General features: G+C 71.7%; 14 protein-coding genes. 7 read left to right on the forward strand and 7 right to left on the reverse strand.

The genetic code is table 11. The features are described 5' to 3' along the window. Positions 1-84: 84 nt before the first annotated feature. Together cobN and P3T34_RS09745 are read left to right on the forward strand one after the other, a co-directional pair. A complete protein-coding gene (gene cobN, locus P3T34_RS09740) occupies positions 85-3,714 on the forward strand; it encodes a cobaltochelatase subunit CobN (protein ID WP_280665610.1) in 3,630 nt (1,209 codons plus the stop codon). 200 nt (positions 3,715-3,914) lie between these two features. Continuing rightward, positions 3,915-5,036, forward strand: a complete 1,122-nt coding sequence (locus P3T34_RS09745; RefSeq protein ID WP_280665611.1) for a glycosyltransferase — start codon at positions 3,915-3,917, stop codon at positions 5,034-5,036. 10 nt (positions 5,037-5,046) lie between these two features. Here P3T34_RS09745 and P3T34_RS09750 read toward each other — a convergent pair whose 3' ends face one another. From P3T34_RS09750 to P3T34_RS09760, 3 genes are read right to left on the reverse strand one after another with little or no spacing between them, the layout of a single operon-like run. Beyond that, complete coding sequence (locus P3T34_RS09750; protein WP_280665612.1) at positions 5,047-5,754, reverse strand: zf-HC2 domain-containing protein; 708 nt, start codon at positions 5,752-5,754, stop codon at positions 5,047-5,049. Then, positions 5,751-6,290, reverse strand: a complete 540-nt coding sequence (locus tag P3T34_RS09755) for a sigma-70 family RNA polymerase sigma factor (protein ID WP_280665613.1) — start codon at positions 6,288-6,290, stop codon at positions 5,751-5,753. The genes P3T34_RS09750 and P3T34_RS09755 overlap by 4 nt, the downstream gene beginning before the upstream one ends. Before the next feature lie 32 nt (positions 6,291-6,322). Further along, on the reverse strand, positions 6,323-6,739 hold the full coding sequence (locus P3T34_RS09760) for a hypothetical protein (RefSeq protein WP_280665614.1): 417 nt from the start codon (positions 6,737-6,739) through the stop codon (positions 6,323-6,325). Here P3T34_RS09760 and P3T34_RS09765 point away from each other — a divergent pair. The 3 genes from P3T34_RS09765 (at position 6,738) to P3T34_RS09775 (ending at position 8,566) form a co-directional block, all read left to right on the forward strand. After that, complete coding sequence (locus P3T34_RS09765; protein ID WP_280665615.1) at positions 6,738-6,980, forward strand: hypothetical protein; 243 nt, start codon at positions 6,738-6,740, stop codon at positions 6,978-6,980. The two genes, P3T34_RS09760 and P3T34_RS09765, sit on opposite strands and share 2 nt — an antisense overlap. Positions 6,981-7,106: 126 nt before the next feature. Continuing rightward, positions 7,107-7,706, forward strand: a complete 600-nt coding sequence (locus P3T34_RS09770) for a TetR/AcrR family transcriptional regulator (protein WP_280665616.1) — start codon at positions 7,107-7,109, stop codon at positions 7,704-7,706. After that, entirely contained in the window at positions 7,703-8,566 is an 864-nt protein-coding gene (locus P3T34_RS09775; RefSeq protein WP_280665617.1) for an SDR family NAD(P)-dependent oxidoreductase, read from the forward strand. The genes P3T34_RS09770 and P3T34_RS09775 overlap by 4 nt, the downstream gene beginning before the upstream one ends. A gap of 13 nt (positions 8,567-8,579) precedes the next feature. Here P3T34_RS09775 and P3T34_RS09780 read toward each other — a convergent pair whose 3' ends face one another. Next, a complete protein-coding gene (locus P3T34_RS09780) occupies positions 8,580-9,182 on the reverse strand; it encodes an N-acetyltransferase (protein ID WP_280665618.1) in 603 nt (200 codons plus the stop codon). A gap of 399 nt (positions 9,183-9,581) precedes the next feature. Beyond that, positions 9,582-10,775: a transposase gene (locus P3T34_RS09785; RefSeq protein WP_280665619.1), complete on the reverse strand. Its 1,194-nt coding sequence runs from the start codon at positions 10,773-10,775 to the stop codon at positions 9,582-9,584. Positions 10,776-10,864: 89 nt separating this feature from the next. Here P3T34_RS09785 and tnpA point away from each other — a divergent pair, with 89 nt between their 5' ends. After that, positions 10,865-11,293 (forward strand): IS200/IS605 family transposase, encoded by a 429-nt coding sequence (gene tnpA / locus P3T34_RS09790; RefSeq protein WP_280665620.1) that lies wholly within the window; start codon positions 10,865-10,867, stop codon positions 11,291-11,293. A 106-nt stretch (positions 11,294-11,399) separates the two neighbouring features. After that, positions 11,400-12,281, forward strand: coding sequence for a TIGR03621 family F420-dependent LLM class oxidoreductase (locus P3T34_RS09795; RefSeq protein ID WP_280665621.1), 882 nt, complete (start codon positions 11,400-11,402; stop codon positions 12,279-12,281). A 75-nt stretch (positions 12,282-12,356) separates the two neighbouring features. On the opposite strand, the gene P3T34_RS09800 is transcribed toward P3T34_RS09795, so the two are convergent. Both P3T34_RS09800 and P3T34_RS09805 read right to left on the reverse strand, forming a co-directional pair. Further along, on the reverse strand, positions 12,357-12,596 hold the full coding sequence (locus P3T34_RS09800; RefSeq protein ID WP_280665622.1) for a hypothetical protein: 240 nt from the start codon (positions 12,594-12,596) through the stop codon (positions 12,357-12,359). Further along, positions 12,593-12,877 (reverse strand): hypothetical protein, encoded by a 285-nt coding sequence (locus P3T34_RS09805; RefSeq protein ID WP_280665623.1) that lies wholly within the window; start codon positions 12,875-12,877, stop codon positions 12,593-12,595. The genes P3T34_RS09800 and P3T34_RS09805 overlap by 4 nt, the downstream gene beginning before the upstream one ends. Positions 12,878-12,892 lie beyond the last annotated feature (15 nt).

The raw sequence follows: 12,892 nt of genomic DNA on the forward strand, positions 1-12,892 counted from the left end.
CGCCCGGGGCGCGGACCCCGAGGAAGGCACGCCGATGCGCACCGTCATGCCCGTTCCCGCCCACCAGCGCGGGAGGGCCGCCGCGTGATCCTGCTCCTGTCGACCTCCGACACCGACCTGCTCTCGGCCCGCGCGAGCGCCGGCCCGGTCCCGTACCGCCTCGGCAACCCGGCTCGGCTGACCCCGGCCGACCTGCCCGCCCTCGTCGAGGGCACCGACCTGGTGGTCGTGCGGCTGCTCGGCGGCCGGCGCGCCTGGGAGGAGGGCCTGGACGCGCTGCTGGCCGGGCCCCGCCCGGTGATCGTGCTGAGCGGCGAACAGGCGCCGGACGCCCAGCTGATGGAGCTGTCCACCGTCCCGGCCGGCCTGGCCGCCGAGGCGCACGCCTATCTCGCGCACGGCGGTCCGGCCAACCTGGCCGAGCTGGCCGCGTTCCTCTCCGACACCGTGCTGCTTACCGGCCACGGCTTCGCCGCCCCCGCCTCCGCGCCCGACTGGGGTCCGCTGGAGCGCACGCCCCGGCGCACCGAGGGCCCGCTGGTCGCGGTGCTGTACTACCGCGCACACCACATGAGCGGGAACACCGCCTTCGTCGACACGCTCTGCTCGGCGATCGAGGACGCGGGCGGCCGGGCGCTGCCGCTGTACTGCTCCTCGCTGCGCGGCGCGAGCGACGAGCTGCTCGCCGAACTCGGCCGCTGCGACGCCATCGTGACCACCGTGCTGGCGGCCGGCGGCACCCGGCCCGCCGACGCCTCGGCGGGCGGCGACGAGGAGGCCTGGGACGCCGGCGCGCTGGCCGCGCTCGACCGCCCGATCCTGCAGGCGCTCTGCCTGACCTGGTCGCGCGCGGTGTGGGAGTCCAGCGACGACGGCCTCTCCCCGCTGGACACCGCCACCCAGGTCGCCGTGCCGGAGTTCGACGGCCGTCTGATCACCGTGCCGTTCTCCTTCAAGGAGCTGGACGAGGACGGCCTGACCGTCTACGTCGCCGACCCCGAGCGCTCCGCGCGGGTCGCCGGGATCGCCGTGCGGCACGCCCGGCTGCGCCACATCCCGGCCGCCGAGCGGCGGTTGGCGCTCGTGCTGTCCGCCTACCCGACCAAGCACGCCCGGGTCGGCAACGCGGTCGGCCTGGACACCCCGGCCAGCGCCGCCCGGCTGCTGCGCCGGCTGCACGGCGAGGGCTGGGACATCGGCCCGCTGGAGGGCCCGGACGCACTGCCGGGTCTGGCCGACGTCGAGGACCAGCACGAGGGCGACGCGCTGATCCGCGCGCTGATCGACGCCGGCGGCTACGACCAGGACTGGCTCACCGAGGACCAGCTGGCCCGCAACCCCGTCCGGATCCCGGCCGCCGACTACCGGCGCTGGTACGCGGGCCTGCCCGAGGGCCTGCGGACCAAGGTCGAGGAGCACTGGGGCCCGGCGCCCGGCGAGCTCTACGTGGACCGCAGCCAGAACCCGGACGGCGACATCGTGCTGGCGGGCCTGCGGGCCGGCAACCTGCTGGTGCTCGTCCAGCCGCCGCGCGGCTTCGGCGCCAACCCGGTGGCGATCTACCACGACCCCGACCTGCCGCCCTCGCACCACTACCTGGCCGCCTACCGCTGGATCGCGGCCGCGCAGGCGGACGGCGGCTTCGGCGCCGACGCCGTGGTGCACCTGGGCAAGCACGGCAACCTGGAGTGGCTGCCCGGCAAGACCGCCGCGCTCTCCGCCGAGTGCGGGCCGGACGCGGCGCTCGGCGACCTGCCGCTGATCTACCCCTTCCTGGTCAACGACCCGGGCGAGGGCACCCAGGCCAAGCGCCGCGCGCACGCCACCCTGGTGGACCACCTGGTCCCGCCGATGGCCCGCGCCGAGAGCTACGGCGACATCGCGCGCCTGGAGCAACTGCTCGACGAGCACGCCAACATCGCCGCGATGGACCCGGCCAAGCTGCCGGCCGTCCGGGCGCAGATCTGGACGCTGATCCAGGCCGCCCGCCTGGACCACGACCTCGGCCTGGAGGACCGGCCCGAGGACGACGGCTTCGACGACTTCCTGCTGCACGTCGACGGCTGGCTCTGCGAGATCAAGGACGCCCAGATCCGCGACGGCCTGCATGTGCTGGGCCAGGCCCCGACCGGCACCGACCGGGTCAACCTGGTGCTGGCGATCCTGCGCGCCCGCCAGATCTGGGGCGGCGTGCGCGCGCTGCCCGGCCTGCGCGAGGCGCTCGGCCTGGACGAGGCGGCGCTCACGCTCGGCAGCGTCGACGCCATCGAGGCGCAGGCGCGCGCCCTGGTCGAGGCGATGGAGGCCGCCGACTGGGCCCCCGAGGCGGTCGAGAAGGTCGCCGCCGGGCTGCCGACCGCGGTGGCCGAGGTGCTGGACTTCGCCGTGCACCAGGTGGTCCCCCGACTGGCCGGTACCACCGCCGAGTTGGACGCCGTGGTGCATGCGCTGCGCGGCGGCTTCGTGCCCGCCGGGCCGTCCGGTTCGCCGCTGCGCGGGCTGGTCAACGTGCTGCCGACCGGCCGCAACTTCTATTCGGTGGACCCCAAGGCGGTGCCCAGCCGGCTCGCCTGGGAGACCGGCCAGGCGCTGGCCGAATCGCTGGTCGCCCGCTACCAGGCGGACAACGACGGCGCCGTGCCGCCCTCGGTCGGCCTCTCGCTCTGGGGCACCAGCGCGATGCGCACGGCCGGCGACGACATCGCCGAGGCGTTCGCGCTGCTCGGCATCCGCCCGATCTGGGACGACGCCTCGCGCCGGGTCACCGGCCTGGAGCCGATCCCGCTGGCCGAACTCGGCCGCCCGCGCGTCGACGTGACGCTGCGGATCTCCGGCTTCTTCCGCGACGCCTTCCCGCACGTGGTCGCCCTGCTGGACGACGCGGTGCGCCTGGCCGCAGCCCAGGAGGAGTCCGACGCGGACAACTTCGTGCGGGCTCACGTGCAGGCCGACCTGGCCGAGCACGGGGACGAACGCCGGGCCACCGTACGGGTGTTCGGCTCCCGCCCGGGGACGTACGGGGCCGGCCTGCTGCAGCTGATCGACAGCCGCGACTGGCGCACCGACGCCGACCTCGCCGAGGTCTACACGGCCTGGGGCGGCTACGCCTACGGCCGCGGCCTGGACGGGCGCCCGGCGCGCGAGGAGATGGAGACCGCCTACAAGCGGATCACGGTGGCGGCCAAGAACACCGACACCCGCGAACACGACATCGCCGACTCGGACGACTACTTCCAGTACCACGGCGGCATGGTGGCCACCGTCCGCGCACTGACCGGCTCCTCGCCGGCCGCGTACATCGGCGACTCCACCCGCCCCGAGACGGTCCGCACCCGCACGCTGACCGAGGAGGCCGCCCGGGTCTTCCGCGCCCGCGTGGTCAACCCGCGCTGGCTGGAGGCGATGCGCCGGCACGGCTACAAGGGCGCCTTCGAGATGGCCGCCACCGTCGACTACCTGTTCGGCTACGACGCCACCACCGGCGTGGTCGCGGACTGGATGTACGAGCGGCTGACCCAGGAGTACGTGCTGGACCCGGTCAACCGACAGTTCCTCACCGACGCCAACCCCTGGGCCCTGCACGGGATCAGCGAGCGGCTCCTGGAGGCGGCCGACCGCGGCCTGTGGGCCGAGCCGGACCCTGGACTGTTGGACGAGCTGCGCGCGGCCTTCCTGGAGGCCGAGGGCGATCTGGAGGACGGCGCCGAAAGCTGAGCCCCGAGAGTTGAGCCCCGAGAGTTGAGCACAGCGCCGCGGTGGGCTTTGCGCACCGCGGCGCGCTTTTGGCAAGGGGCCGGCGCAGAACGTCCGGTTGTCGCACGGCCCGTCGGGGTCGATTTGACTGATCATCAGTGCGAGCGGACAGACTGCAGAGAGCGTCAACTGACCACCTGTACCTCACCAGGAGTAGTGCCGTGCGCATACTGTTCACCAGCCCGGCCTCGGCCGGCCACCTCTTCCCGATGGTGCCCACCGCCCAGGCCCTGCGGTCCGCCGGGCACGAGGTGCTGTTCGCCGTCGCCGAGCCGCTCGACGTGATCCGCAGCTCCGGGCTCCCGATCACCCGGATCGGCGACGGCATGACCGTCCGGGAGGCCTTCGAGCACGTGAACAACGGGGAGGCCGCCTACGTCAACGTCGACCGGACCCAGACCGGGATTCCCCATGGCGCGGTCAGGGCCTTCGCCCACCTCTCCGAGTCCACGGTGGAGGGCCTGCTGGAGGCCGCGGCCGGCTGGGGCGCGGACGTCCTGGTCTACGACTCCTTCCAGGCCAGCGCGCCGCTGGTCGCCGCGAAGCTCAAACTCCCCTCCCTGGTGCAGAACTTCGGCGTCGCCTCGGGCCAGGACATGATCAGCAAGCTGGCCACCGAGTTCGCCGGGCAGTACGAGGCGCACGGGGTGGCCGGACCGGCCCGCCCGATCTCGCTGGACGTGGTCCCGCCCTCGCTCGGCGGGGACGGCGACGGCTGGCGGGTGCGCTACGTCCCGTACAACGGCGGCGGGGTGGTACCGGCCGAGCTGCTGCGCCGCTCCGAGCGGCCGCGCGTGGTGGTCACCCTGGGCACCGTGCTCACCCAGCTGGACGGCGTCCGCTCGATCGTCCAACTGGCCGAGGCCGCCTCGACGGTGGACGCGGACTTCCTGCTCGCGGTGGGCGGCGCGGACCTGGAGGCACTCGGCACCCTTCCGGCCAACGTCAGCGCGCTCCCGTGGGTGCCGCTGGCCGAACTGCTCGCCGGCGCCGATGCGTTGGTGCACCACGGCGGCTCAGGCACGATGATGACGGCGCTGGTGGCGGGCATACCCCAGCTGATCATGCCGCAGGGCGCCGACCACTTCATCAACGTGCTGGCGGCGCAGCGCTGCGGATTCGCGTTGCGCTCGGAATCGGCCGACGTGGACAGCGAGTTGCTCACCCGACTGGTGACCGACGCCGCGCTGCGGGAGGGCGCCGTGCGGATCCAGGCGGAGAACGCCGCCCAGCCGACGCCCGCCGCGCTGGTCGCGAACTTCGAGCAGTTGGTCGCGCGCTGATCCTGGCCGCTCAACCCGTCGGGATGCTCACCAGCACCCGGCCGGTGGCCAGGTCCTGGACGTCGAAGTGGCTGATGTCGGCGGCGTGGAAGCCCGCGCCGCCGGCGGTCCGCAACTCCTGGGCGGGCCCGGACCCGTAGCCGGTCGGGCCGATGTACCAGCTGGTGACGGTCTGGCGCTGACCACTGGTCGAGACCGCCACCAGGTCGCACTCGCGCGGTCCGCTCACCCCGTCCAGCCTGAGGGTGACGGCGCTGCCCCAGGCCTTGTCGGTCACTCCGACGGTCGCGCTGACAGCGCCGGCGGCCGTGGTGGCGGTGGCGCTGTGCAGCATGCCCGCCTGTACGGCGGGGTGCGAGCCCGCGTCCAGCACCGCCGCAGTGACCCCCGGGCCCCCGACCACCAGCACCGCCGCGGCGGCCACCAGCGCCAGCCGCCGACTGCGGCGCCGGCGGCGTACCGCGCGCACCTCGCCGAGCAGGCCCTCCAGCAGCCGCGGGCCGGGCGCTGGCAGCGGGTCCGCCGTACCGCTGCCCGCCAACTCGGCCAGCAGTGGCTTCAGTTCGCCGAGCTCGGCCAACTCGGCGGCGCACTGCGGGCAGTGCGCCAGATGGGCCTCGAAGGCCGCCCTGTCCTCCTCGTCGAGTACGCCGAGCAGGTAGGCACCCACGTCCAGGTGCGGATCCTGCGGGGGCAGTTGGCCCCGGGGCCCAGTCACGACGTCACTCCTCGTTCCTCAAGCGCGAGCTTCAGCGAGCGCAGCGCGTAGAAGATCCGTGACTTCACCGTACCGGCCGGGATGCCCAGCTCGGCGGCCACCTCCCCGACCGTCCGGCCCTTCAGATACGTCTCCACGATGACCTCCCGGTGCGCCTGGCTGAGCGCGCCCAGCGCGTCGGTGATCATCATCATCCGCAGCGCCCGGTCCAGGTCGTCCGCGGCCGGGAGCAGTTCCAGCGGCGCCGCGTCGGTCTCCTGCGGGCGGGCCGCGCCGCGCCGGTGGTTGTCGATGACGATCCGGCGGGCCACCGTGACCAGCCAGGGCCGCACCGAGCCTGCCTCCACCTCGAGCCGGTCGGCGTGCCGCCAGGCCCGGACCAGGGTCTCCTGCACCACGTCCTCCGCGCGCTGGCGGTCGCCGCCCACCAGGTGCAGCACGAACCCGAGGAGCGGCCCGGCGTGCTCGTGGTAGAGCGCCCGCATCAGCTCCTCGTCCGCGTCGGCTGGGCGGCCGGCCCGGGAGTCATCGGTCACAAGGCCATCCTGATGCACTCCTGCCTCCGGCGTCAGTACCCGTAGCCGCTACTCGGCGGAGTGCTGTGCGTACTCGGGGCGCTCGGCATACTCGGGGCGCTCGGGGTGCTCTGCGCCATCGCCTTGCCGCCGGTCGGCGTGGCAGCGAACCAGATCCCGCCCACGCCCTGGCCGTTGGTGTCGCCGGGGGCGGTGTCGTGGCTGTAGCGGTAGAGCGGCCAACCGTTCAGGGTGAGCTGCTTGGTGCCGTCGGCGCGGGTCACCGTGCCGATCAGGTTCGCGCTGATCCCGGTCGCCGTGACCGCGCCACTGGGAGCCGTGGCGGCCGGCCACAGCGTCGCGCAGGAGCCGGTGCAGTTGGACATCGACGGGTTCGCGGTGTCCTGGTCGAAGCGGTAGAGCGTGTGGCCGCTGCCGTCGGTGACGATCTGGCCCAGCGTGGCGTTCATGGTCACCTTGAGGTCGACCATGCCACTGCCCGGCGCGGACGGCTGCGGCGTACTGGCGGAGGACGAGGGCGGCGCGGGCGTACCGCTCGCCCCCGAGGAGGACGTCCCGCTGGACATCCCGCTGGACCCGCAGGCCGTGGCGAGAGCGAGCACGGCGGCGGCGGAGGCCGTCAGCAGTCCGGCCCGCCTGGTCATGGCTCTTCTGAACATCAGCATGGCAAAGTCCCCAGCAGTCCGGTGATCCAACCGAGGCGGCACAACGCCACTCCACCGGGGAGTACGCACCCACCCACCCCACCGTTCAACCACCGCACGACTTCCGTTCGGCGCTTGACAGGCGAGGGTGAGCGGAATGAATATTCATTCCGTGAGTCGACACCAGGACACCGCCCAGCTCCTCCTCGATGCCGCGCTCTCGCTGTTCGCCGAACGCACCTACGAGGGCACCCAGATGCCCGCCGTGGCGGCGCGCGCGGGGGTGGGCGTGGGCAGCATCTACCGCTACTTCCCCAGCAAGGAGGCGCTCGGCAACGCCGCCTTCCGGGACGCCAAGAGCGACCTGGTCCGCTGCCTCACCGAGCGGACGGCGCAGTTCGCTGCCTCGACCCGCGCCTCGACCCGCGAGGAGTACGGGCAGATCTGGTTGGCGTTCACCGACTTCGCCGGCCGGCGCCCGGACGCGTTCGCGTTCCTGGAGCACCAGCAGCACGACACCTTCCTCGACGCCGAGAGCCGCCGACTCGCCGCCGAGATCGACCTCTTCGCCGCGGACTTCATCCAGCGCGGCCAGCGTGCCGGCGCGATCCGCCCCGGCGAGCCGGACCTCCTGGTGGCGATGGCCTTCGGTGCCTTCGCCGGCCTGCTCAAATCCATCAAACCCGCCACCATCACCGACCTGCCGGCCGCGGACCTCGCCCAGGCCGAGGCCGCCGTCTGGTCCCTCCTGCATGGAAAGGACGCGCCTTGAGCGCAACGAACGCCGACCCGAAGAGCCGCCCCGCCCTGATCACCGGCTGCTCCTCCGGCCTCGGCCGGCAGACCGCGCTCGCCCTGCACCGCCAGGGCCACACGGTGTACGCCACCGCGCGCCGACCCGAGGCGATCGCCGACCTGGCCGCCCAGGGCCTGCACACCCTCGCCCTGGACGTCACGGACGAGGAGTCGATGGCCGCCGCCGTGCGGCACGTCGAGCAGCAGCACGGATCGGTCGGCCTGCTGATCAACAACGCGGCGTACGGACTGCACCAGCCCGTGGAGCTGGCCGAACCGGCCGAGATCCGCGCGCAGTTCGACACCAACGTCTTCGGCCTGGTCCGGATGACCCAGCTGGTGCTGCCCGGCATGCGGGCCGCGCGCAGCGGCCGGATCGTCAACATCTCCTCGATGGCCGGCAAGTTCTCGCCGCCCGGCGGCGCCTTCTACCACGCCAGCAAGCACGCGGTGGAGGCGATCAGCGACTCGCTGCGGTTGGAGGTCGCGCCCTTCGGCGTCAAGATCGTGGTGGTCCAACCCGGGCCCACCATCACGGAGTTCGGCGGCACAGCGGTGGACACCATGGGCGCCGAGCCGGCGGCCGACGACCCGTACGGGAGCTTCCGCGCCGAACTGGCGGCCATGTACGGCCAGAAGACCTTCACCCGTCGCAACGGCGCGGTGACGGCCGAGACCGCCACCCGCGTCATCGTCCGCGCCGCCACCACCCGCAACCCGCGCGCCCGCTACGCCATCGGCGGCTTCTCACGCGCCGTGATGACCGCCCGCCGCCTGCTCCCCGATGTCGCCTTCGACGCGATGATGCGCACCGCCTTCCCGCTCCCGAAGCCCTGACTCCGCGCCCTCGTCACTCGGTCGCCCCCGACGCTTTTGCCGCAGTCAGCCGCGCACCGCGCAGGCAGACGCAATCCAGCGCCCAGAACGTCTCCGAGTACACGAAGGTGCCGGTCATCCAGTCCTCGTAAGCCGACAGCCTGACCACCTGGAACGCACCCGGCGGGTACCGCAGCGTCGGGGGCCGGAAACCCGACTCCTCCGCCGGGAGGAAGCCGCGCTTGCGGTAGTAGCGCGGCGAGCCCTCCAGAAAGACCAGCGGGACGCCCTGCCGATCGGCTGCGGCGACCGCATGCTCGATCAACCTGCTCCCGATACCGATGCCCTGATGCTCCGGCAGCACACCCAGCGGCGACAACGAGTAGACGTCCACCAGCCGGGGCAGCGCATCCAACCGGCACGCACTCAGCATCACGTGCCCGACCACCCGCCCGTCGAGGACGGCGACAAACGACAACGGAGGCAGCGCCGCCTCGGCCGCCCGCAGCGCCTCCACCAACCTCGGCACCCGCTCACCGCCCCCGAAGGCCAGGGCATGGACCCTGCGGACCTCACCCTGGTCGTCGGGGCTCTCCGCACGGATCAGCAGTGCGGCTGCTGGGGTCTCTGGGTTCATGGCCGCGACGCTACGCCGCCGCCCAGGCACGTACCATCCAATTCCCACCGTCGGCTTCATCCCCGCTGCCCCTACGCTGGCGACGCCCGTCAGCGGTCTTCACCGGAAGTCGGGGTGGACGACTTCCAGGTGACCTCCTGGGAGTCCAGCCAAGCCGTTGCGCGACCCGTGCGAGGTCCTTCTTCTCTTGCGAGGGCGACGGCTCGGTCCGAGCCCCGCTGGTTGACGCCCGGCCACGAGTGTCCGCACACCGGCTGATGGGCGCGCTGCGTCGTCCCGCATGAATGGGCCACTGGCGGCGATCGCGCACATCGTGATGAACTAGCGGGCGTCGCCAACTTGTTCACGTGCAAGGAGCGTTCGTGACTCCTCCCCGCCCTAAGGGGACGGGGCTTCCTGTTACGCCGGGTTGGCGTCGCAGTGGACCAGCCCGGCCCGTAGAACGTTGATGGCACCCACCGTGTCCGCGTGGTCCGTGTGGCCACACCGTACGCAGTGGAACTTTGCCTGAGTGGTTCGGTTCTCCCCGGAGACGTGGCCACACGCGGGTTGTGGGCACGTCCGGGAGGTGTTGCGGGGGTCCACCGCGATAATCGTCCGGCCGGCGCTTGCAGCCTTGCTGGTGAGGATCGCGAGGAACACCCCCCAACCCGCATCTGTGATCGACTTGTTCAGCCCGGCCTTCGAGGCGGCACCATTGGGCAGGAAGCCGCCCGGCCGCGCGGGGTCCGGCTTCGGCTTCGGCGTCCGCACCATGTTGCTGATGCTCAGCTTCTCGTGCGCGATCAGATCGTGCCGGCGCACCAGGGTGAGGGCGGTCTTGTGCGCGTGGTCGAGCCGTTGGCGGCGGACCTTGCCGTGCAGGTCGGCGACCTTCTCGACGGCCCGGCGGTGCTTCTTGGAGCGCTTGTCCCGGCAAGCACGGGGGAAGGTGGCCAGGTGCCGCTGAGCCTGCGCGAGGGCCTCGGCGTTCTCCCGGCCGAAGCGCGGGTTGGAAACGAAGCCACCGTTGGAGTCGGCGAGGAAATTGGCGATGCCCAGGTCGATCCCGACCACCGAACCGGTGGGTTCCAACGGTTCGGGCTTGGACTGCTCGGCGGTCAGCACCACGCACCAGCGCTTGCCCTCGCGCTTCACCGAGACGGTCTTGACCCTGCCGACCACCTGACGGTGCTGGTTGACCTTGACGTGCCCGACACCTTGGAACCGGACCCTGGGAGGGTGACCGGGCATCGAGTCCCACCGGCAGCCGTCCCCGTCCCTGGGGAAGTCCACCGTGTCGAACCAGTTCACGCCCCGGAAGCGCGGGTATCCGGGTTTCTCGCCGGACTTGACCCGACGGAAGAACGCGGCGAACGCCTTGTCCAGACGCCGAAGCGTCGCCTGCTGGCTGGAGAACGACCACCGGCCCTGGCGCTGCGGGTCGAACGCCCGAATGTCTTTGAGCTGCGCCGACTGCTGGCCGTACTTGACCGTCGTTTTCGAGGCGTGACGGTAGGCGTCGCGCCGTTCCTCCAAGGCCCCGTTGTAGAGCGAGCAGTGGTCGACCAGCATCGCGGCGAGGGCCTGGACCTGACGGGCGGTGGGTCGCATGAGGAACTTGTACGCACGGATCTGCGTGTCCAACGGGTCCACCCCCCTTTCTGGTCGCAGGTCACCTTAACACCTGTCAAACTTGGCGGATGTCACCACGCTGGGAACCAGATCCTGATATCCGCCGGGGAAACCATGTCGTCTATCACCTGCACGCACACTTGGTGTTCGTCACCAAGTACCGGCGTGAGGTCTTCAACGACGAGATGCTGACGCGCTGCGAGGCGATCATGCGGGACGTATGCGAGAGCTTCGGTGCGGAGCTGCGGGAATTCAACGGCGAGGGCGATCACGTCCACCTGCTGGTGCACTACCCGCCGAAGGTCGCCCTGTCCAAGCTGGTCAACAGCCTCAAGGGCGTCAGCTCCCGCTACCTGCGGGCCGAGTACACCGGACGGATCAACCGCATCGGGACGGGCTCGGTGTTCTGGGCACCCTCGTACTTCGCGGGGTCCTGCGGCGGCGCACCGCTAAGCATCGTGAAGGAGTACATCGAGAACCAGAAGCAGCCGGCCTGACGCTGCGCACCAGTCTTCGCAGCGAACTTCGCCGCTTCGCGGCTCCGGGCCAAAGATCCCATTCCCGCCCGGCCTGAAGGCCGGGATTCCCTGCGAAGATAGGGGGATGGCCCGCCCGTTCCGTTTCGGCGTCACCCTGCTCACCCCGGCGGCGAGCGGCCCGTGGCGCGAGAAGTGCCGCACAGCGGAGGCGCTCGGCTACGACGTGATCACGGTCCCCGACCACCTGGGCATGCCCGCGCCGTTCCCCGCCCTGGTCGCCGCGGCCGAGGCCACCGAGCGACCCCGGCTCGGCACGTTCGTGCTCGACGCCGGCTTCTGGAATCCGACGCTGCTCGCCCGCGAGGTCGCCACCACGGACCAGCTCACCGGCGGCCGCCTTGAGTTGGGGCTCGGCGCCGGCTACGTAAAGGCGGAGCACGATGCGGCCGGCCTGCCCTTCGGCACACCCGGCGAGCGCGTGACCCATCTTCAGCGCACGATCGAGGAGTTGGACCGTCTGTACGGCTCGGACGACTTCGCGCCGCAGCCGCTGCAGCGGCCTCGCCCGCCGCTCCTGATCGGCGGCAACGGAGACCGCATCCTGAAACTGACCGCCCGGCACGCCGAGATCGCCGCGTTCAGCGGGGGCCGCGCGGACCCGGACGGCAAACCGATCACGCTCACAGCCGCGCAGCTGGAGGAACGCGTCGCCGCGTACCAGCGCTTCGCCGCCGACCGCGCCGAGCCGGCCGAGCTGAACGTCCTGATCTACCTGGTCGCGGTCACCAACGACCGCCGCGCCGCCCTGCGGCCATCCCTCCCCAATATCCCGAACCTCACCGAGGACGAGGCCCTCGACCTGCCGACCATCCTCATCGGCACCGTCCGGCAGATGGCCGACCAGCTGCGCGCTCAACGGGAGCGGTACGGCTTCACGTACATCACCGTCCTGGAACCCGCCATGCACGCCTTCGCCCCGGTCATCGAGCAGCTGCGCGGCGAATGAGCGCCTCACGCGGGCCATCTCGCCCGCCAGATACCGCTTGATCAGCGCCAGTTGGAGTTCGTCGTGCATCCCCGGTCATCCGGCGCAGCCGTGTTCGGCGTCGAGGTTGGCCTTGGCTACACGGCCGCGCAGGGTTTCGCTGCGGTCGGCGGGGCGGACTTGTTCCGGCTTACGGGTGATCTCGACGCCGCCGCCGGGTGGGCGGAGGTAGAGCTCGCCGTGGCGGTGGTCCATGACGACCAGGATGCGCAGCGACTTGCGGTCGACAACGTAGGAGCCGGCCGGCGGGATGTCGTCGGACGAGGGGTGGTTCATTGGCTCAATTCCATTCGCACAGTGGACAGTTCGGCCACCCCAGAGGACACGACCGTTCCGGGGACAACACGGTTCGAACAACGCGCATGATCCATGAGGCAATCGGCGATCGCCTGGACCGTGCGCACGTTGCACCCGCCGATCTCGATGTGGACGCCGTGCGGGGTGAGCGTGATCCGCCCACCCTCCAAACTCGGAAGAGCCGGGAGGTTGTTGAGCCTGAGCGCGCCCACCAGGGCGTCAACGGCTTGCTGCGCAGCCTCGCGGAGGTCATCCACCATCCGATCCTGCTGCGA

This window comes from Kitasatospora sp. MAP12-44 (genome assembly GCF_029892095.1).
Taxonomy (GTDB): domain Bacteria; phylum Actinomycetota; class Actinomycetes; order Streptomycetales; family Streptomycetaceae; genus Kitasatospora.